Annotated in this window: 17 protein-coding genes; 14 read left to right on the top strand and 3 right to left on the bottom strand. The window is 60.2% G+C overall.

Going from position 1 to position 20,452, the window contains the following annotated elements:
* Positions 1–6: 6 nt before the first annotated feature.
* Positions 7–1,281: an ABC transporter substrate-binding protein gene (locus ACRRSD_RS00785; RefSeq protein ID WP_435036699.1), complete on the bottom strand. Its 1,275-nt coding sequence runs from the start codon at positions 1,279–1,281 to the stop codon at positions 7–9.
* A 166-nt stretch (positions 1,282–1,447) separates the two neighbouring features.
* Between ACRRSD_RS00785 and ACRRSD_RS00780 the strand changes: the two genes are divergently transcribed.
* Positions 1,448–3,013, top strand: a complete 1,566-nt coding sequence (locus tag ACRRSD_RS00780; RefSeq protein WP_435036698.1) for a carbohydrate porin — start codon at positions 1,448–1,450, stop codon at positions 3,011–3,013.
* Positions 3,014–3,106: 93 nt separating this feature from the next.
* Positions 3,107–3,880 carry a hydroxypyruvate isomerase family protein gene (locus tag ACRRSD_RS00775; RefSeq protein ID WP_435036697.1) on the top strand — a complete coding sequence of 258 codons (774 nt, stop codon included), beginning with the start codon at positions 3,107–3,109 and terminating at the stop codon, positions 3,878–3,880.
* A gap of 113 nt (positions 3,881–3,993) precedes the next feature.
* On the opposite strand, the gene ACRRSD_RS00770 is transcribed toward ACRRSD_RS00775, so the two are convergent.
* Positions 3,994–5,151 carry an alpha/beta hydrolase family protein gene (locus ACRRSD_RS00770; RefSeq protein ID WP_435036696.1) on the bottom strand — a complete coding sequence of 386 codons (1,158 nt, stop codon included), beginning with the start codon at positions 5,149–5,151 and terminating at the stop codon, positions 3,994–3,996.
* A 59-nt stretch (positions 5,152–5,210) separates the two neighbouring features.
* On the bottom strand, positions 5,211–6,173 hold the full coding sequence (locus ACRRSD_RS00765) for a LysR family transcriptional regulator (RefSeq protein ID WP_405123749.1): 963 nt from the start codon (positions 6,171–6,173) through the stop codon (positions 5,211–5,213).
* A 257-nt stretch (positions 6,174–6,430) separates the two neighbouring features.
* Between ACRRSD_RS00765 and ACRRSD_RS00760 the strand changes: the two genes are divergently transcribed.
* The 12 genes from ACRRSD_RS00760 (at position 6,431) to ACRRSD_RS00705 (ending at position 20,413) form a co-directional block, all read left to right on the top strand.
* Positions 6,431–7,372 carry a VOC family protein gene (locus tag ACRRSD_RS00760; RefSeq protein WP_435036695.1) on the top strand — a complete coding sequence of 314 codons (942 nt, stop codon included), beginning with the start codon at positions 6,431–6,433 and terminating at the stop codon, positions 7,370–7,372.
* Positions 7,373–7,386: 14 nt separating this feature from the next.
* Positions 7,387–7,749 carry a Rieske (2Fe-2S) protein gene (locus ACRRSD_RS00755; RefSeq protein WP_435036694.1) on the top strand — a complete coding sequence of 121 codons (363 nt, stop codon included), beginning with the start codon at positions 7,387–7,389 and terminating at the stop codon, positions 7,747–7,749.
* A 134-nt stretch (positions 7,750–7,883) separates the two neighbouring features.
* Positions 7,884–9,020: an FAD-dependent oxidoreductase gene (locus ACRRSD_RS00750; RefSeq protein WP_435036693.1), complete on the top strand. Its 1,137-nt coding sequence runs from the start codon at positions 7,884–7,886 to the stop codon at positions 9,018–9,020.
* A 57-nt stretch (positions 9,021–9,077) separates the two neighbouring features.
* Positions 9,078–10,775 (top strand): DUF1302 domain-containing protein, encoded by a 1,698-nt coding sequence (locus ACRRSD_RS00745; protein ID WP_435036692.1) that lies wholly within the window; start codon positions 9,078–9,080, stop codon positions 10,773–10,775.
* A gap of 12 nt (positions 10,776–10,787) precedes the next feature.
* Entirely contained in the window at positions 10,788–12,176 is a 1,389-nt protein-coding gene (locus ACRRSD_RS00740; protein WP_435036691.1) for a DUF1329 domain-containing protein, read from the top strand.
* A 59-nt stretch (positions 12,177–12,235) separates the two neighbouring features.
* Complete coding sequence (locus tag ACRRSD_RS00735; RefSeq protein ID WP_435036690.1) at positions 12,236–13,339, top strand: WD40/YVTN/BNR-like repeat-containing protein; 1,104 nt, start codon at positions 12,236–12,238, stop codon at positions 13,337–13,339.
* 4 nt (positions 13,340–13,343) lie between these two features.
* On the top strand, positions 13,344–15,818 hold the full coding sequence (locus tag ACRRSD_RS00730; RefSeq protein WP_435036689.1) for an efflux RND transporter permease subunit: 2,475 nt from the start codon (positions 13,344–13,346) through the stop codon (positions 15,816–15,818).
* A complete protein-coding gene (locus tag ACRRSD_RS00725; protein WP_435036688.1) occupies positions 15,808–17,055 on the top strand; it encodes an MFS transporter in 1,248 nt (415 codons plus the stop codon). The genes ACRRSD_RS00730 and ACRRSD_RS00725 overlap by 11 nt, the downstream gene beginning before the upstream one ends.
* A gap of 13 nt (positions 17,056–17,068) precedes the next feature.
* Positions 17,069–17,650, top strand: coding sequence for a cupin domain-containing protein (locus ACRRSD_RS00720; protein ID WP_435036687.1), 582 nt, complete (start codon positions 17,069–17,071; stop codon positions 17,648–17,650).
* Positions 17,647–18,630 (top strand): fumarylacetoacetate hydrolase family protein, encoded by a 984-nt coding sequence (locus ACRRSD_RS00715; protein WP_435036686.1) that lies wholly within the window; start codon positions 17,647–17,649, stop codon positions 18,628–18,630. The genes ACRRSD_RS00720 and ACRRSD_RS00715 overlap by 4 nt, the downstream gene beginning before the upstream one ends.
* A 9-nt stretch (positions 18,631–18,639) precedes the next feature.
* Complete coding sequence (locus ACRRSD_RS00710) at positions 18,640–19,641, top strand: NAD-dependent epimerase/dehydratase family protein (RefSeq protein ID WP_435036685.1); 1,002 nt, start codon at positions 18,640–18,642, stop codon at positions 19,639–19,641.
* Positions 19,619–20,413, top strand: coding sequence for a cyclase family protein (locus ACRRSD_RS00705; RefSeq protein WP_435036684.1), 795 nt, complete (start codon positions 19,619–19,621; stop codon positions 20,411–20,413). Before ACRRSD_RS00710 ends, ACRRSD_RS00705 begins: the two co-directional genes overlap by 23 nt.
* Positions 20,414–20,452: the final 39 nt, after the last annotated feature.

The raw sequence follows: 20,452 nt of genomic DNA, 5'->3' as shown, positions 1-20,452 counted from the left end.
TGTGGCTTACCAGTTCCGGCGTTTGATGCGCGTGAGTTCGCTTTCCAGTTCGGCCAGTGCCTGATCGACGGGCAACTCGCCGGCCAGCACGCCATGCACCCGATCGAAGAAGGCATTGGAGACCCGTGGATAGCGATCGGCGGTGATGGCGGCGGGGCGCATGACCCCAGCGTTGAGAATGCTGTGCAGCTGAGCGTAATAAGGCATGGCCGCGAGCAATTCGGGATCTTGATACAGCGACTCGATCACCGGGTTATAGCCGCCTTTCAGCGCTCGACGTTTTTGCTCTTGGGCATTGCTCAGGTAGCTCACCAGCTCAGCGGCAAGTTTGGGATGCGCGCTGTAACGCGAGACCGCCAGGCCCCAGCCACCGAGGGTGGAGGCATGCTCGCCGGTCTCGCCGCCGCGGGGCAGGGGAGCGACGCCGACCTGGTCTTTTACGGCGCTGTCCTGGCTTTGCACCAGGGCCCAGACATAAGGCCAGTTACGCATGAACAGCGCATTGCCCGACTGGAATACGCCACGTCCTTCTTCCTCGGTGTAATTGAGCACGCCGCGCGGGGAAATGTCGCCGACCCAGCTTTTCGCCAGCGTTAACGCCGCTCTTGAGGCCTGACTGTTGACCACGATGTCGCCGCGTTGATTGATCAGTCCGCCTTGCGGCTGGCTGCTGATCCACTCCAGCGCATTACACGTCAGCCCCTCGTAGGCACGTCCCTGAAAGATATAACCCCAGAGATTGGCGTTGCCAGCGCTGCGCTCAGCCTGTTGCACGTCCCTGGCGGTAGTGGTCATTTCCTCCCACGTCTGAGGAACCTGTTTGTTGTATTTCTCAAGCAAGTCTTTGCGGTAATACAGCAGCCCCGAGTCGGTGAACCACGGCATCGTCACCAGCCGCCCGTTGACCGTGGCGTTATCGACCTGGGCCTGGAAGTAGCCTTGGGTCGCGTTGGCGGGCAGCACCTCACGCAGATCCATCAGGTGTTTGGCCAGCATCCCCGGCCACACCATATCGATTTGAATGATGTCGATGTCGGTGGACTGCGCACTGAGGATCTGCTGGTAGAACGACAACCTCTCGGTTGCCGAGTTAGGCGTGGAGACCACCTCGACGTCGTTGCCGGTCTGTTTCGACCATGTCTCGACGGCCTCCTTGCACAGCTGCAACTCCGCTCCCACCGCACCGCACGAGATCGTCAGATCGGTTGCGCTCGAGACGGATGGAAGTGCGGCAAACAGGGTGATCAATGCAACTGGCAGGAGCGATTTCAGGTGTTTCATCGAGCGTCCTTTATTTTTGTTTTTAGAAAAGTTAACGTTAACATCGCTAAATGTAGCAGCGTATTTGCGATGAGGCACCCTTTTTTTCGTCGATTGCGACAACTCGCAACTCACGCAAAAAAGGCAATCGCGGCAACCAAAAATAAAAACAAAACAGGGAATCAACATGCAGAAAGGATCAAGCTGGCTACTGGTCGGCGTGCTCGGCACATCGGCAGCGGCTTCTCAGGCGGCGACGCTGGAAGAGCGCATGGCCGCACTGGAAGCCCGTGCCAGCGCAGCGGAAAAGCGTGCAGCCACGGCCGAACAGCAGACCCAGACACTTGCCCGGGAATTGCAGCAGATCAAATTCGCGACACCGCCCTCACAGTCCGTCGCGTCTAACGCAACGGCCATTTCGGCGCCAGCTCTGGATATCCGACTGGCAAAACTCGAAGCCCGTCAGCAAAGCCTGGAGAAGGAGGGCAGTACCGGGAACCTCACCGATGGATTCAGCTTCAACGGCTATGCGCGCTCCGGGTTGCTGGTCGACGAGGGGCTGGGTGGCGGGCGTGGCGGCCCTTACACAACGCCGGCCGGCTCGGTGGGCGGGGCAGTCGGGCGACTCGGTAACGAGGACGACACCTACATGCGTATCGATTTGTCGAAAGAGCTCTATGCGCAAAACGGCACCCGTTCCAAATTCACCGTCTCCATCGCCGACGGTGTGGAAAGCTCCAATGACTGGACGGCCGACGAAAGCAACCTCAACGTACGCCAGGTGTTCGCCACGCTCGACCATGTCGCTGCGTTCAAAGGCAATTCAGTCTTCGAAAACGCTACGCTGTGGGCGGGCAAGCGCTTCGATAGAGATAATTTCGATATCCACTGGCTGGACTCGGACGTCGTTTACCTGGCCGGCACCGGCGGTGGAATTTACGATGTGCAGATGAACAAGGATTGGCGCTCCAATTACTCGTTGATTGGGCGTAGCTACGGGGATTTCAGTCAAGGCGGAATTAATGCCGATGTGGAAAGCTACATCCTGACCTCCAACCAGTTCTTCGAGGATGGCCAGTGGCAGTGGATGTACAACGCCATCGGTGCCAAGAAAAACGATTTCGGCACCCACACCAACAAGGCCGGTTTGACGCCTGCGGATTCCGGTTTGCACAGCATGCTGGCCAATCACCAGAAAAGCTTTTTCGGCAGGGAAGGCTTCTTCAAAACGGCGCTGCTCTATGGGCAAGGTCTGGGGGCCGAGGTCAAGAACGTTGGCTCGGACGGTGAGTTGATCGACGACGCCCGCGCGCTGCGTCTGGCGCTTTACGGTGAGACCCCGCTGACCTCTGACTGGCGCATCGGGCCTAGTTTGCTGGCCGAACAGAGCAAGGATCGATACGTCAAAGGTGACGACTACCGCTGGCTGACCCTGAACGTGCGCTTGGCCAACAAAATCAACAGCAACTTCGAAATGGCCTACGAAATGAGCTGGCAAACCATGAACCTCGACCCCAAAGGCTATCTACAACGCAATGCGGTCGATGGTAACTTCTGGAAATTCACGGTCGCCCCGACATTCAAACTTGACGTCGGCGATCTACTCACGCGTCCGGAGTTGCGAGTGTTCGCCAGCTACATGAACTGGTCTTCGGATCTGGACAGGTTCAGCACTGCAGACTCCTTTGGCATGTCCGACTTCCAGGCGGGAGGGGTATGGCAATACGGTATTCAGATGGAAACCTGGTTTTAATCGTTGAACGCACTTGCGATAGTGCAGTGCTGGAGCGGCGAAGGATGCTCCAGGCTACCGATGTCGTTTCTTCCCAGGATGGATGATTACCCAATGCTCAAGTTCAATGCTCATCTCGGTTTCCAATTCAATGAATTGCCTTTTCTGCAGCGCATCGAAGCCGCCGCAGCCGCCGGTTTCCGGGCAGTGGAGTTCCCGTCGCCGTACGAATTCGACGCCAGTCTGCTTGCCGACCATCTAGCCCAATACAGTTTGCCGTTAATTCAGTTCGCCGCCCCGGCTGGCGTGACCAAAGGCATCGCCGCGTTACAGGGCAGGGGCGAGGAATTTCGTGACGGATTGCTCCAGGCCGCCCGCTACGCAAAGACCTTGGCGTGTGCGGATGTCCACATCATGTCGGGCGTTACCACGCAGAATGACGCTGAGCGAACCTACGCGGGCAACCTGGAATATGCGGTCAAGTACTTGGAAGACCAGGGGCTGCGGCCGCTTATCGAAGTGATCAGCGCGGAGGCGATGCCGGGCTATTACATGTCTGACTTCAGCAAGGCACAACAGATTCTGGAAACCTTCCCGAGTGTTGGGCTGATTCTTGATCTTTACCATGCGCAGCTTTTGACCGGAAACGCATCTGATGTGCTGGCGCAGTTTTATGACAGAACCGTGCATGTGCAAATTGCCGATTGCCCGGGTCGTCACGAGCCGGGAACGGGGAGCCTCGACTTTGCAGCCTTGTTCGCGGCGCTGGAGCAGCGCGGCTACGCGGGATGGATCGGGTGTGAGTACCGTCCTTCTGTATCTACCGTTGCGAGTCTTGACTGGTTCAAGCAACTGAGTGGTCGCAGGGCTTTTGCTTACCTGCTATAGCGCGCATTGGCGCTTGGTATCCTCGTTAGCGATACCTCCCAACATCCGTTAATGCAAAACGCCGGACAATCGAAAGATTGTCCGGCGTTTTTTATGGCGTGTTTTTCAGTGGATCAAGCGGTGCGACCGCCGAGGGTTTCAGCAACCCAGTCAGCAATGTATTGCCCGGCATTGATGCTGTTGTCGAAGCTCGAATGCTGCACGCCACCTTCACGTTCGGTGAAGATTTTCAGTTCACATTTTGAACTGTTGACCAGTTGTTCGTAGGTGCGATGCGCCCACTTCAATGGAATCTGCGAATCCTGCTCACCGTGGGTGACGAGGAAGGGCACCTTGATCCGGTCGAGCACGCCATCGAGGTGGACGTCTTCGGCGATGGTCATGAACTCTTCGACGTCCTTGGCGCCCCACACCCAGCAGACATGCGCCCAGTAGTGCGGTACCGGGAAGCTGCCTTCCTTTTCCAGTCGACGCTTTTGCACATCACGCCAGTCATGGTTGGCGCCCCAGACTACGCCGCAGGCGAAGCGCGGTTCGAATGCAACTGCACGCGGGCAGTAATAACCGCCCAACGAGACACCTTCGAGGCCGATACGTTTGGCGTCAACATCGCTTCGGGTTTCCAGCCAGTCCACCACGCGACTGGCCCAGTGTTCACTGTCGAATCGTGCGGTCAGGCCATGCAGGCGCAGCGCTTCGCCGGTGCCGGGCTGGTCGATGATCAGCGAAGAGATGCCGCGTTTCGCCAGCCAGGCTGGCAGGCCAACGCGGTATTTCATTTCCTTGGTCGAGTCCAGACCGTTGACCTGCACCAGTATCGGCGCCGGACCCTCGACGCCTTCGGCGCGTACGAGCAAGCCGGAAAGATGTTTGCCCTCGTAAGGGATTTCCACCCGTTCACAGTTTTCCCGCGACAGTTCGATGCCGCGCTTGAAGGTCTGCAGAAAACGCTGATACAGCTCGGTACGGCCTGGCGCACCATGGGCTTGCAGACGCTCGCAGGTCAAATAGTAAGTGGCGGCGCGGTTGTATTTTTCGCCAGCCGAGAGCATCCGGCCATTGCCTTCGTCTTCTTCGGCCAGACCGCAGAGCTTGTCAGCCATTTTCGCCCAGGTTTCGCGAAAGGCGCGGGTGCCGGCAGCGTCCGGCTGTTTCGCAGCCTCTTGCAGCGGGGCGCACATCTCTTCGATTTCACCCATGCGCGCGCCCATTTCAATGGCCAGGTCGACAGAGAGATTCCAAACGTAGTTGGTCGGGAAATAGCGAAACATGATTATTGTTGTCCTTGTGGTTGCCTTGGCATTCCCAAGGCACGTTAAGGATCACCCGACTAATTGGCCAATCGTGACGGCGGATACGAGGTATCGCGAGATACGATGGGCACGTGTTGTAGATGCTGGATGGATTCGCTGATGCGTTCGCGCAGCCAGCGGTGCATCGGGTCGCCGTCAACGCTGCGATGCCACAACATGTACTCGCGCATGACCGGAATCTTCACCGGCGGCGGCAGAATGCGCAGCGGCAGATAGTGCGCGTAGAGGTTCGCCAGGCGCTGGTGCATCGTGGCGATGCGCTGCGTGCCGACAATCAGTTGCGGCAAGGTATTGAAGTCGCTGGTGATCACTTCAATGCGCCGATTGAAGCCGTATTGATTCATGAACCATTCTTCGATGCTCATGTGCCGGGTACGGCCAAATCCCACCGAGACATGGCCCATCTCCATGTATTGCTCAAGGGTCAGGGTGTCGCCGACTTGCGTATTGCCTTGCCAGACCACGCACACGTGTTCTTCTTCGAACAGCAGGCGTGAAGGGTGACCTTCAATGATGTAGCGCTCGGGAACAATCATCAGATCGACCTCGCCACGCACCAGCAACTCGCCGGAATTGTCGCTGGGGCCCAGCATTTCGAAAGTGATGTTGGGCGCTTCCTGATGAATGTTCTGGATCACTTGGGCGAACAGCACGCTGATCAGATAGTCCGAGGTCACCAAGCGAAAATGACGCTTGCTGGTGGCCGGGTCGAACACCGGTTTGGCGGTGATTGATGACTGGATCGTCAGCAGGACTTCACGCACCGGTCTGGCCAGTTCCGTGGCATAGGGCGTGGGCTGCATCTTGCGTCCCACCTGCACCAGCAACTCATCCTCAAAGTAGGTGCGCAAACGCGCGAGCACACCGCTGGTGGCGGATTGGGTCATGTGCAGGCGTTCGGCAGCGCGGGTGATGTTCTGCTCTTCGAGCAATACATCGAGCGCGACCAGCAGGTTCAGATCCAGATGGTTGAAACGCATGGGCAGGTCCGTTTTTGTATTTATTTTCGCAATACATTCGAACGAATCCATCGACACGTCAACCTTCGTCGCAGGTATCGCGTTTGCCGATAGGTCGCATCCCGACTCGCGATTAGTCAGCTGTCAGCCCTTGCGCCAATCTTCGCCGCAGTCGGCCCTGCTGCCGACACCACCACCGGTTTCCAGTCAGGCCCGGCGCGCTGCAAGGCGCCCATGGCGACAGTCACCGGATCATAATTTCAATGGAGTGGTAAGCCATGAACATCATTGGCCTTGATGCCCTGATTTTTGGCGTCGATGACATTCAAGCCTGCACCGATTGCCTGCGCGACTACGGCCTTGCGCCGGTCGGCGTTGACAGCAACGGCGGGCGTTTCGAAGCGCTGGATGGCACCGCGGTGATTATCCGTCGAGCCGACGATCCTGATTTGCCGGCGGCGATCGGTCCGGCGCCGTCGATTCGCGAGACGGTCTACGGGGTCGGCGCGATCAGCGATCTGGATGCCATCGAAGATGAACTGACCCGTGATCGTAGCGTCCGTCGTGATCAGCACGGCGTGCTGCACAGCGTTGACGACATGGGTTTCGCCATCGCTTTTCAGGTCAGCGTACGCAAGCCTTACAGCGCGCCGGATGACCTGACCAACGCCGCCGGCCATGCGCCACAGCGGCCGCTTAACCAGCCGGGCATTACCCTCGATATGGGCGCTGTTCCGCGCACGTTGTCGCACGTGGTGTATTTCGTACCCGATGCAGCGAAAGCAGAAGCGTTCTACGCCGAGCGTCTGGGTTTTCGCACCACCGACACCTTCATTGGCGCCGGGCCGTTCATGCGCCCGGCCGGTTCTGACGATCACCATTGCCTGTTCATGATCCAGACCCCACCGCACATGAAGGGCTGCGAACACTTCACCTTCCACATGGGCAGTGGCACCGAAGTACTGCTGGCCGGGACGCGTTTCGAGCAAAAAGGCTGGACCAGTTTCTGGGGCCCGGGCCGTCACCTGTTTGGCTCCAACTGGTTCTGGTACTTCAACAGTCCGCTGGGCTGCCACATTGAATACGACGCCGACATGGACAAGCACGATGACGCCTGGGAGGCCCGTCGCGCACCGTTGTCGGCGGATAACTCGCAGCTGTTCCTGTTCAGCGCAAAAGAAAAATGGGCCCCGGGCGGACCACCGCCAAAACTCGGTTGAGGCCGGCGCTGATCATGAGCGCTATTGCGCAGCCATTGTGTCGACTGGACGAACTGGAGGAGGGCCGGGCGCGCGGATTCGATCCGTTGGCGCAGGGACGCGACAGCGTGTTTGCCCTGCGTCACGACAATCAGGTGCGGGTCTATCGCAACCGTTGTCCGCATCTGGACGTGCGTCTGGAGTATCGCAAGGACCGTTTCCTGTCCGCCGATGGCCAGTTGATCGTCTGCTACGCCCACGGTGCGCAATTTCTGCCGGCGACGGGCGAGTGCATCTACGGCCCGTGCCTGGGCCAGAGGCTGGAGGCGCTGCCGTTCTGCGAGAAGGATGGCTGGCTGCTGTTACGAATGCCTGAAGAGTTGCCGCAGCCGGGATAAATCGAGGTATCGCGTACGGCGATACATCGCATCCTTACTCGCGATTAGTCAAATCCCTGCTTTGCCGGGAAGCTTCATCCAACGATGCCGTGCCCGACGCAGCATCGATCACAAGAATAAAAAGAGAGAACACCATGAGTGCAGTGAACAACGTTCTGATCGTGGGCGGTGGTATCGGCGGCTTGTGTGCGGCCATCGCCTTGCGGCGTAAAGATATCGAGGTCGACCTGATCGAGCTCAAGTCCGAATGGACAGTCTATGGCGTCGGGATTATTCAACAGAGCAACGTCGTCCGTGAAATGGCCAAGCTGGGCGTTCTCGACGGTTATCTTGATGCCGCTTATGCCTTCGAAGACGTCGCTATCTACGGCCCCGGCGGACAGCAACTGGCGCGCATTCCGGGTCAGCGTCTGGCCGGCCCGCAGTATCCCGCCAACGTCGGCATTTCCCGCCTGGCGCTGCATAAAGTTCTCAGCGAAACCGCTCTGCAACTCGGCGCCAACGTGCGTTTGGGCCTGAGTGTGGAAGCGCTGGACGACAACGGCACAGAGGTCGACGTGTTGTTCACCGACGGCAGTCGCGGCCGCTACGACCTGGTGGTCGGCGCCGATGGTCTGTTTTCGAAAGTGCGAAGCCTGGTCTTCGGCGATACCTACACCCCGCGTTTCACCGGTCAATCGGTGTGGCGCTATAACTTTCCCCGCGCGCCACAAATCGATCATCTGGCCAACTATCAAAGCGCTGACGGCAACGCCGGGCTGGTGCCGCTGGCGGGCAACTTGATGTACCTGTTTCTGACGTCCCACGAACCGTCCAATCCGTGGATGGATCCTGCCGATCTGGCTGCGCAGATGCGCCAGCGCCTGCAAGGTTTTACCGGGCTGATCGGCGAGCTGCGCGAGCAAATCACCGACAACAGCCAGGTCGTCTACAAGCCGATGGAAGTGGTGTTCGTCGATGAACCGTGGCATCGCGGCCGCGTCCTGCTGATCGGCGATGCGGCCCACGCGACCACGCCGCACCTCGGTCAAGGCGCCGGCATGGCCATCGAAGACGCGATTGTGCTCAGCGAAGAACTCACTCGCGAGCAGTCCGCCTCCAGCAGCGCCGAGCAGCAACTGCAGCGCTTCATGGCGCGGCGCTTCGAGCGTTGCAAATACATCAGCGAAAGCTCGGTGCTGGCCGGTGACAAGGAGATGCAGCACGACCGCGCCTTTGATCGCATTGGCCTGGTCAAGCAAATGCTCACGCGCACTGCCGAGCCGATTTAAGCCCCACCTGCGACGCATCCACAGCAGTTACCACTATAAAAACAAGAGGTTAACGCGATGGTTAGTTCTACGACTGCGGCGCTCGCGCGTCGCCCGGTCTGCTCGTCTGCACCCTTTGGTTTGAGCGTTGCTGCGCTGCTGGTGCTGTGCAGCCAGGCCGCTCAGGCTTTCGACATCGATACTGGCAACCCGGATTTCAAGTTGCGCTGGGACAACACGGTCAAGTACAGCGCTGCCTGGCGCACGCAGAACCCGAGCAGCAAGTTGACCGAAGGTCAGGTGGCGCTCAATCAGGACGATGGTGATCGTGCCTTCACAAAAGGCCTGATCTCCAATCGCACCGACATCCTCTCGGAGCTGGATCTGTCATTTAAGGACTTCGGCGCACGTTTGAGCGGCGCAGCGTGGTACGACAGCGAGTACCAGGGCAACAACGACAATAACGATCCGTCCCGCGCCAACGCACGTTCCGTGGGCTACGACGAGTTCACCGATGACACCCGTCATCTGCATGGTGGCGACGGTGAAATCCTCGACGCGTTCGTCTACTGGAACGGTGAACTGGCCGACCGTGCAACGTCAGTGCGCGCCGGCCGTCATGGTCTGATCTGGGGTGAGAGCCTGTTCTTCGGCGCCAACGGCATTGCCGGTGGCATGGCCCCGGTTGACGTGGTCAAGGCGCAGTCGGTGCCTAATACGCAGTTCAAGGAAATCACCCGTCCGGTCAATCAACTGTCTGGCACCTTCCAACTGACTGACGACGTATCGCTTGGTGCCTACTACCAACTCGAGTGGGAAGAAACCCGACTGCCCGCCGCCGGCAGCTATTTCTCCACCAGCGACACCATTGGCGAAGGCAATGAGCGCTTGATCGTCGGTGCGCCGTTTCCGGCATTCCTCGGCGGCAACCCGGCCAGTCCCGCCGCGTTTTTCCACGGTAATGACAAGGAAGCGCGCAGTTCGGGGCAGGGCGGTCTGCAACTGAAATACAGCGCTGAGACCGTCGAGTACGGCCTCTACGCCATCCAGTATCACGACAAGACGCCCAAGCTGTATCTGAAACCGTCGACGGCGGCGCCGAACTTCAGCACCGGCCAGATCGGCGAGTACTACTGGGTTTACCCCGAAGATATTCGCGCGCTGGGCGCGAGTTTTTCCACCACCGTGGACGAGTACAGCTTCGCCGGTGAAGCGTCGATGCGCTGGAACATGCCGCTGGTCTCGAACGGTCAGACCGTACTGCCCGGCGTCATTGCCGACAACGATGATGACGCGCTCTACGCCGTGGGTCGCACCGCTCACGTCAACTTGAACGTGTTGGCATCGTTTGGCCCCAACTTCATCGCCCGCGAGTCCGGACTGGTTGGCGAAGTGGCGTGGAACCGCCTGCTCAGCGTCACCAAAAATCGCGCCGCGCTGGACCCGAACGCCACCGATGATGGCCTCGGTTTCAAAGTCGTCTACACGCCGACGTACCGCCAGTTCTTCTCCGGCATCGATATCAGCATTCCGGTCGGCGTCAGTTATTTCCCGCTGGGCAAATCAGCGGTGGTCAGCTCGTTCGGCCCGGACAACGGCGGCGACATCAACATCGGCATCACCGCCACTTACCTCGATCGCGTCACGGCCGGCCTGACCTACACGCATTACTACGGCGCCGAGGACACCAACCTCAACGGCCTCAGCCAGTTCAATTACAAGCAATCGCTGAAGGATCGGGATTACCTCGCCTTCTCCGTCAAGACCACGTTTTAAGAGGACTTGCGCATGACTTCTCACCACCACAATCGCTTCCCACGGCTGAAGGCCCTGTGCTTTGCCTTGCTCGGAACGCTGACCGTCCTGAGTCACGTTGCAACTGCGGCCACCGCAGAAGAGGCCGCCAAACTGTCGAGCAGTCTCACGCCAATGGGTGCCGAGCGCGCAGGCAATGCCGACGGCAGCATTCCGGCCTGGCAGGGCGGTTACACCAAGGTCGACCCGGCGTACAAACCGGGCGGCAAACGTAGCGATCCGTTTGCGGCTGACAAGCCGCTGTTCAGCATCACCTCGAAGAACCTGGCGCAATACGCCGGCAAGCTCAGCGATGGCACCAAGGAGATGTTCAAGCGATTTCCTGACACCTACCGCATCGACGTCTATCCGACCCGTCGCTCGGCCGCTGCGCCGCAATGGGTATATGACAACACTTTGAAAAACGCGACCCGCGCCAAGCTGGTCGACAGCAGCGCCGGACCGGTGCCCGAAGGTGCGTTTGGCGGTATTCCATTCCCGATTCCGCATAACGGCGCCGAAGCCATGTGGAACCACATCCTCAACTGGCGCGGCACGTCACTGGCCATGCACTTTCGCCATTACCTGATGACTGCAGACGGCAAACAGGTGATGACCACTGACGGCCAGGCGATCCAGGACATGCCGTATTACTACCAGGACGGCACGCCGGAAAGTTTCGCCGGTGATTACTGGCTGTTCCGCCTGCTTAACGTCGGCCCGCCGTTGCGTGCCGGTGAGCAAATCATGGGGCGCACCAATATCAACGGCGACAAGTCCCAGGCTCACGTTTATCTGACCGGCCAGCGCCGCGTGCGCAAGTTGCCGAATGCCTGCTGTGACACACCGACGCCGGCAACCGCCGGGGTGATGTCGTTCGACGAGTTGAGCGTGTTCCAGGGGCGCATCGATCGCTTTGACTGGAAACTGGTCGGCAAGCAGGAAATGTATATCCCCTACAACACCAACAAAGTCCTGACCGCCGGCAAACCGGAAGACCTGTTTCTGGCCCATCACATGAATCCCGATTACGTGCGCTGGGAATTGCATCGCGTGTGGGTGGTGGACGCCGAACTCGCGCCGGGCAAGCGTCACCAACTGCCGAAGGGCCGTTACTACCTCGACGAAGACACCTGGCAAGCGATGCTCGGCGATCGCTGGGACGCCAACGGCCAACTCGCCAAAACCTTGTGGTCGCTACCGGCCGTGCTGCCGGATCTGCCAGCGCAAGCGCAGCTGTCTTCGGGTTTCTACGACCTGACCTCCGGCGCCTGGTTTATCCAGAACGTCTACACCGGTCTGCCTGAGCAATACGGCGTGGTCGATCGCTACAAGGCATCTGAATTCTCGCCAGCGGCAATGGCGGGTGCCGGGGTTCGTTGAATCGGGCCGGATCGCGACAGGTGTGGCGATCCGGTTTCACAGGTGGTTTCGAGGTCGGTATGAACAGAATCTGTCAGGTGCTCGGGCGGTTGTTAGCGCTGCTGGCGCTGCCTTGCGTATTACCCGTGAGCCAGGCTCAGGCTGCTGTTGTCGGTGATGTATTGCACACCCCGGCAATGCGCGCGCCGCAGGCCCGGCAAGCCGTCTTGCTTGATCTGGCGCGGGCAGGTGCGCGGTTGGTGGCGGTCGGCGAACGCGGCATCGTCTTGCTCTCCGATGACAACGGCATCAGTTGGCGGCAGGCGCAGGTGCCGGTGTCCGTCAGCCTTACGGCGGTGCAATTTGTCGATGCCAACACTGGCTGGGCGGTCGGCCATGCCGGTGCGGTGCTAGTCACCCACGACGGTGGCGAAAACTGGGTTTTGCAACTGGATGGCAATCGCGCGGCGCAACTGGAGTTGCACGCCGCACGCGAGCAATTGCCGATAGCCACTGACCCCGATACAGCGGCGGCACGTGTGCAAACCGCCGAACGGATGGTCAGCGAAGGCGCGGACAAACCGTTTCTCAGCCTCAAGTTCACCGATGCGCGTCACGGCCTGATCGTCGGCGCCTACGGCCTCGCGTTTGCTACTGAGGACGGCGGCGTGAGCTGGCACTCGCTGATGGGCCAGATCGACAATCCGATGGGCGCGCATCTGTATGCCATCGCGCAACAAGGCGAGCGTTGGTTCATCGCTGGCGAGCAAGGTTATGTGGCGCGTTCCGAGGACGGCGGACGATCCTTCGTCGCGCTCGACAGCCCGTACAGCGGCAGCTTTTTCGCCCTGCAAGTACGCGATGACGGCACGCTGCTGGCGGCAGGCCTGAAAGGCAACGCGTTCATTTCCAGCGACGGCGGCAACAGCTTCGTGCCCGCGGCCGTACCGATGCCCGTGTCCTTCAGTGAAGCGATCCGCACCGCTGACGGCCAGCTGTTGTTGGTCAATCAGGCGGGCGCAATGTTTCGCACCACGGGCGACGCAACAGCCCTGCAGCCTTTCGGCAAACCGCTGGGCAAACCGATTTCCAGTGTCGTGCAGGCCGCCGATGGCAGCCTGGTGCTGGCCGGTTTCACCGGGGTGACGCGCTTGACGTCGCCCACTGCTACAGCTTCGGAGTGAGGTTATGAAACCATTCGACAACGCCACGGCCAGCCTGGCGAGTTTCGACCCGCGCTCCGGCTCGGTCGTGGAACGCACTTTGTTCAATCACCGGTTGTGGGTGTTGCTGGTGTGCCTGGTGACCACGCTTTTCTTGGGCTATCAGGCCACGCGTGTCGAGCTGAACGCCAGTTTCGAAAAGATGATTCCCACGCAACAACCCTACATCGCCAACTATCTGCAACATCAAAAGCAGCTCAGTGGTCTGGGCAATTCCTTGCGCATCGTTGTCGCCAATCGCCAAGGCGATATCTACGACGCTGAGTATCTGAAAACCTTGCAGGCCTTGAGCGACAAGCTTTACCTGCTGCCCGGCGTCGACCGTGCCTACATGAAGTCGCTGTGGACGCCCGCAACCCTTTGGGTCGCAGTGACTGAAGACGGCCTGGATGGCGGCCCGGTGATTCCGGACGATTACGCAGGCACCCCGGCCAGTCTCGAGGCCTTGCGCCGCAACGTGCAGCGCTCCAACGAGCTCGGCCAACTGGTAGCGTTCGATCAAGCCTCAAGCATCATTTACGTGCCGTTACTGGCGACGACTGCCGACGGCCAGGCGCTGAATTACTCGGTGCTGTCGGAGCAACTGGAAGCGTTGCGCAGCGAGTACCAGAGCGACAGGATCGACATTCACATCACCGGTTTCGCGAAAAAGGTCGGCGACCTGATTGCCGGGCTCAAGCAGATCCTGTTGTTCTTCGCCGTCGCGATCCTGATCACCACCGCCGTGTTGTTCTGGTACACACGCTGCCTGCGCAGCACGTTGCTCGTGGTGTTCTGTTCGCTGGTGGCGGTGGTCTGGCAACTGGGTCTGTTGCCGTTGCTCGACTATCAACTGGATCCGTACTCGGTGCTGGTGCCGTTTCTGGTGTTCGCCATCGGCATGAGCCACGGCGCGCAGAAAATGAACGGCATCATGCAGGACATCGGTCGCGGCATGCACCGGGTCGTTGCCGCGCGCTTCACCTTCCGCCGACTGTTTCTGGCCGGGCTCACGGCATTGCTCTGCGACGCAGTGGGTTTTGCCGTGCTGATGCTGATCAAGATCCAGGTGATTCAGGATCTGGCCGTGATCGCCAGTATCGGTGTGGCGGTGCTGATTTTCACCAACCTGATTCTGCTGCCGGTGTTGCTGTCCTATGTCGGCGTAACGCCACGAGCGGCGCAATTGAGCCTGAAGAGCGAGCAAAACGATCAGGCCGGCGCGCGGCGTCATGGCTTCTGGCGCTTTCTCGATCTGTTTACCCGACGTCGCTGGGCCAGCCTGTGCATTGCCATCAGCCTGGCGTTGGCGGCATTGGGCTTTGTGGTCAGCCTGCAATTGAAGATCGGTGATCTGGATGCCGGTGCACCGGAGCTGCGGGCCGACTCGCGCTACAACCAGGACGATGCGTTTCTGACCCGGCATTACGGCGCCAGCAGTGATTTGTTCGCAGTGATGGTCAAGACCCCGGCCGGACAGTGTGCGCGTTACGACATCCTCGCCAAAGTCGATGCGCTGGACTGGCAACTGCGTGCGCTGCCGGGGGTGGATTCGACCAACTCGCTGGCCTTGCTCAACCGGCGCATGCTGGTTGGCCTCAGCGAAGGCAGCGCCAAGTGGTACGAGCTGCAGAACAATCAGGCGATGCTCAACATGATCACCGCCAGTGCGCCACGCGGCTTGTACAACGAGGATTGCAGCCTGTTGACGCTGTACGCTTACCTCACCGACCACAAGGCTGAAACCCTGACGCGACTGGTCGAGCACGTCGAGCAATTCGCCGCCGCCAATAACGACCAGGATGTGCAGTTCCTGCTGGCAGCGGGCAATGCCGGCATCGAAGCGGCGACCAATATCGTGGTCAAGCAGGCCAATCGCGAGATGCTGTTCTGGGTCTACGGCGCGGTGATCGTGCTGTGCCTGATCACCTTCCGCTCGTGGCGCGCCACGCTGTGCGCGGTGATTCCGCTGATGGTCACCTCGATCCTATGTGAAGCGTTGATGGTCTGGCTGAACATCGGCGTAAAGGTCGCGACGTTACCGGTGATCGCGTTGGGTGTCGGCATTGGTGTCGACTATGCGTTGTACGTGATGAGCATCCTGCTCGGCCATCTGCGCCAGGGCGCGAGCCTGTCCGAGGCTTATTACCGCGCTCTGGTGTCCACCGGCAAAGTGGTGATGCTCACCGGCATCACGCTCGCCATTGGCGTGGCCACGTGGATCTTCTCGCCGATCAAATTCCAGGCCGACATGGGCGTGCTGCTGGCGTTCATGTTCGTCTGGAACATGGTCGGCGCGCTGCTGCTGTTGCCAGCGCTGGCGTACTTCCTGCTGCCTGCACGGCGCACGAACACCGACGCAGAAACGCCGGCGGAGGCCATCGATTTGAGCCTGCCATCGCGAGCCGTGGCGGTAGATATTCATCAAGCGCGTCATCGGGAGACCTGTCATGGCCGTTGAGTCTTCATTGGAAAACAGCGGCCGCAGCGCCGGTTTAGCGCAATCGTTGCTGTTGCTGCTTGGCAGCTGTCTGCCTGTGCTTGGCGCGGTATTGCTCGCGCCGGTATTACCGCGCATGCAGGCATATTTTGCCGAGGTCGCAGGCAGCATGGTGCTGGTGCCGATCGTGCTGACGTTGCCGGCATTGATGATTGCATTACTGGCACCGTTTGCCGGGGTCATCGCTGATCGGCTCGGGCGCAAACCGCTGTTGTTGGCGAGCATGGCCCTGTACACCCTCTGCGGTGTGCTTCCACTTTGGCTGGATTCGCTGCCGGCCATTGTCGCCAGCCGCGCCGGGATCGGTCTGGCAGAGGCGGGGATCATGACCTGCTGCACCACGCTGATGGGCGACTACTACAGCGGCGCACGCCGTGAACGCCTGTTTGCACTGCAAATGGTCGCAACGTCGCTCTCTGCTGCGGTGTTTATCGCGCTGGGTGGTTTTCTCGGACAGGACGACTGGCGCACACCGTTTGCGTTGTACGCAGTCGGGCTGATCTTCCTGCCGCTGATGGCGTGGAAACTCTGGGAGCCGCAACCCCGCGTGCAACCGGCGACAACGCTGCCGGTGCCGGCCCCGCGCGCATTTCCATGGCGGGCACTCACGCCCATGTATGCATTGTCGCTGCTCGCGGGCCTGAGCCTGTTCATCGTGCCGGTGCAGGCCGGCTACTTGCTCAACTTGTTGCACGTGGATGCGCCGCAGCAGATCGGCATGACCATGGGCGCCAATCAACTCGGTGTGCTCATCGGAGCCTTGAGTTTTCGCTTGTTGAGCGGTCTGCGCAGCCAGCATCTGTTGCTGATTGCCTATGGCCTGGCCGGTATTGGCGGCTTGTTGATGGCCGCCGCCGGCAGTCACGCGCAAGTGGTGGTGGCTGTTCTGGTCAATGGTCTGGGCATCGGCCTGATGTTGCCGACATTGATCACCTGGATCATGGCGCAAGTCGGCTTTGCTCAGCGGGGGCGAGCGGCGGGGTGCTTCACCGCAGCGATTTTTGCCGGCGAGTTCATCAGCCCGCTGGTGGTGCTCGCCATCACCGCCGGGGCTTCCACGGCGTTGCCGCAAGCGTTGACCATGATCGGTTGGCTGCAACTGGTCGTGGCGCTGTTTTGTCTGTCCGTGCCGAGGCTCGGTGGTCTATTGATCCGCACGAATGTTGGCGGGCACGACTCCATCAGCAACGGCCATTGAACGAGGATTTTCCATGCAAGCGCTTCCCCCATTCAAACGCGTGGTCACCGGGCATGATGCCCACGGCCGAGCCGTCGTCGCCAGTCACGGAGCAACTGCCAACGTCTTCGCACTGCAAGCGGTGCCAGGCACGGTGTTTCATGAAATATGGAACAGCAGCGGCAGTCCGGTCCTGCTCGACAATGCCGATGATCCAACCCGCAAACCCTTACAACTGAGCCCCGGCCCGCTGGGCAGTGTGATTCGTGTCGTCGACATTCCGCCAGACAGCGTGCAGAACCAGGTCAGCGCTGCCGATGCAGCGGCGGCATTCGCCGAGATTGGCCAGGCGCATGCCGGCACCGGCCAAGCGAACTCGCGGCACAAACTGATGCACCGCACCGAAACCCTCGATTACGGCATCGTCACCGAAGGCGAAGTCTGGCTGGTGCTCGACGATGAAGAGGTCCACCTCAAACGCGGCGATGTGGTGGTTCAGCGCGGCACCAATCACGCGTGGAGCAACCGTACCGAGGCCATGGCGCGCATGGTGTTTATCCTGCTGGACGGGCGCTTTGCCGCTCAATTGCAAGACTGCCCGGGAGAAAAAGCATGAAGCTCGCAACCTTGAAAAACGGCAGCCGTGACGGCCAATTGGTGGTGGTTTCGCGCGACATGTCCCGGGCTATTGACGCACGTTCGGTAGCGCCGACCTTGCAGCAAGCCATCGAAAACTGGGCTGACGCCGAGCCGCGTTTGCAGGCCATGGCGCGTGAACTTGAAAACGGCGATTGCCGCGAGGCCTTTGCCTTCGACCCCACGCAGGCGATGGCACCGTTGCCGCGTGCTTACCAATGGTGCGATGGCTCGGCGTTTCTCAGTCACGGTGCACTGATGCAGAAGGCGTTCAACCTCGACCCGATCGAAGGCGCTGACCGTACGCCGTTGATGTACCAGGGCGCCGGTGATGACTTTATCGGCGCACACGATGACATCGAACTGCCGAGCGAAAGCCAGGGCATCGATTTCGAAGGCGAATTTGTCGTGCTGGTCGATGATGTGCCGATGGGCTGTTCGGCCGAGAGCGCGTTGCAGCACATCAAACTGATCCTGCAGATCAACGATGTCAGCCTGCGGGCACTGGCTCCGCGTGAAATGCGCACCGGTTTTGGATTTCTGCAAGCAAAACCGTCCTCCAGTTTTGCCCCGTTGGCGATTACCCCGGATGAACTCGGCGAAGCCTGGCGCGATGGTCGCGTCAATTTGCCCCTGCAAGTGCAGTGGAACGGTGAGTGGTTCGGCCAGCCGCACGGCGCGCAAATGAACTTTCATTTTGGCCAGCTGATCGCCCACGCGGCCCTGACCCGTCGCCTGCGTGCCGGCACCCTGATCGGGTCCGGCACGGTGTCGAACGCCGAGCGCAACGTCGGCTCGGCGTGCATCGCCGAACGTCGGGCCATCGAGATGATCGAGCAGGGCGCGCCGGTGACAGGCTTCATGCGTTTCGGCGATCGCGTGCGCATGGACGTCACCGGCAGCGATGGTCAGTCACTGTTTGGTGCGATCGATCAACGCGTCGTCAAGGCCAACGGCTAAGGAACGCCCATGCGTGTACTGATTACCGGAGCCAATGGCTTTATCGGTCGCGAACTGCTGCGTTGTCTGCTCGCGCGCGGCAGTTTGCGCGGCCAAGTCATTCGTTCGTTGCTGGTACTGGACACCGACGTCCAAGGCCTGCCAGACGATCCCCGCCTGCGTCGGCACAGCGGCAGCGTGACGGATGCGGCGTTGATGCGCCGTGTCCTCGCCGATGGCATCGATGTGGTGTTTCACTTGGTCAGCGTCCCCGGCGGAGCGGCGGAGGCGCATTACGAATCGGGTTATCAGGTCAACCTGCTGGCCAGCCTCGAACTGCTCGATCAACTGCGCAACAAGGCGCGTCCACCGGTTCTGGTGTATGCCAGCAGCGTTGCGGTGTATGGCGCTGATCTGCCGGCGAAGATGAACGAGCAGGCTGAACTGCACCCGCAATTGTCGTACGGCACACACAAGATGATGGTCGAGCGTGCGCTGATCGATCTGGGGCGACGCGGTGAAGTCGATGGACGCGCGGTGCGCCTGCCGGGGATTGTCGCGCGCCCGCGTGAACCCAACGGTTTGCGCTCGGCCTTCATGAGCGACTTGATGCGTGCTTTTGCCGAGGGCGCAGACTATTGCTGCCCGGTGTCGCCGCAAGCGACGGCGTGGTGGATGTCGGCGCGCTGTTGCGTGAACAACCTGATCCACGCCGCCGAGCTGGATGACGCCGCCGCGCAACAGCGGGTCTGGCAACTGCCGGTGCTGCAGCTGTCCATCGCCCAGGTCATCGATGCACTGGCGGCAACTTACGGCGAGCAACGCCGTGGGCTGATCAGTTTCGACGCTGACCTTGATCTCGAAACCCTGTTCGGGCGCATGCCGCCCTTGAAAACTCCGCAGGCCCGCGCTGCCGGTTTCTGCCATGACGGCAACGTCGCCACGCTTATTCGCAACGCCCTCAATCCAGCCCCTTATCGGCCTCTGCCGTTGAACGGAGATACGCCTCATGTCACAGCCCATCCAGCGTAAACGTCGTCTGGTCGACCTTTCGGTGACCCTCGATAACAACCCGTACACAGACCCGACACCGCTGTTGCCGAAAATCGATTACATGGACCACCAACAAGGCTGGCCGGAAATGGCCGCGATGTTCCCGGGGTTGCAGCTTGAACAGATGCCCGGCAATGAATCGTGGGCCGCCGAGCGTTTGCAGATCACCACCCACAGCGGCACCCACATGGACGCGCCGTGGCATTACGCCTCGACCACCGATGGCGGCGAGCCGGCGTTTGGCATTGATGAGTTGCCGCTGGACTGGTGCTTGCAGCCGGGGGTCAAACTGGACTTTCGCCATTTGCCTGACGGTCACGTGGTCACGGCAGAAGAGGTCGAAGCGGAACTGGTGCGTATCTCGTATGTGCTGCAACCACTGGATATCGTGCTGATCAACACACGCGCCGGCGCGCTGTTCGGTCAGCCGGGGTATCTCGACGCCGGCATTGGCATGGGGCGCGAAGCGACGATGTATCTGCTGGAACGCGGTGTGCGCGTGGTTGGCACGGATGCCTGGAGCTGGGATGCGCCGTTCAAATACACCCGTGAGCGTTTTGCCGCCAGCGGCGATGCCTCGATCATCTGGGAAGGGCACAAGGCCGGGCGCGATATCGGCTACGGGCAAATGGAAAAACTGGCCAACCTCGAATCCCTGCCAGCGATCGGCTTCACGGTGTCGTGTTTTCCTTACAAGATCCGCCATGCGTCAGCAGGTTTTGTGCGTGCGGTGGCTATTTTCGAAGAGTGAGTTCCGGACACTCCTTCAACAACAATAAGAGAAAACCGA

The sequence above is a fragment of the Pseudomonas neuropathica genome, assembly GCF_051174785.1.
Lineage (GTDB): Bacteria > Pseudomonadota > Gammaproteobacteria > Pseudomonadales > Pseudomonadaceae > Aquipseudomonas > Aquipseudomonas neuropathica_A.
The sequence above is the reverse complement of the archived record's forward strand: the minus strand, read 5'-3'. Positions and strand labels throughout refer to the sequence as shown.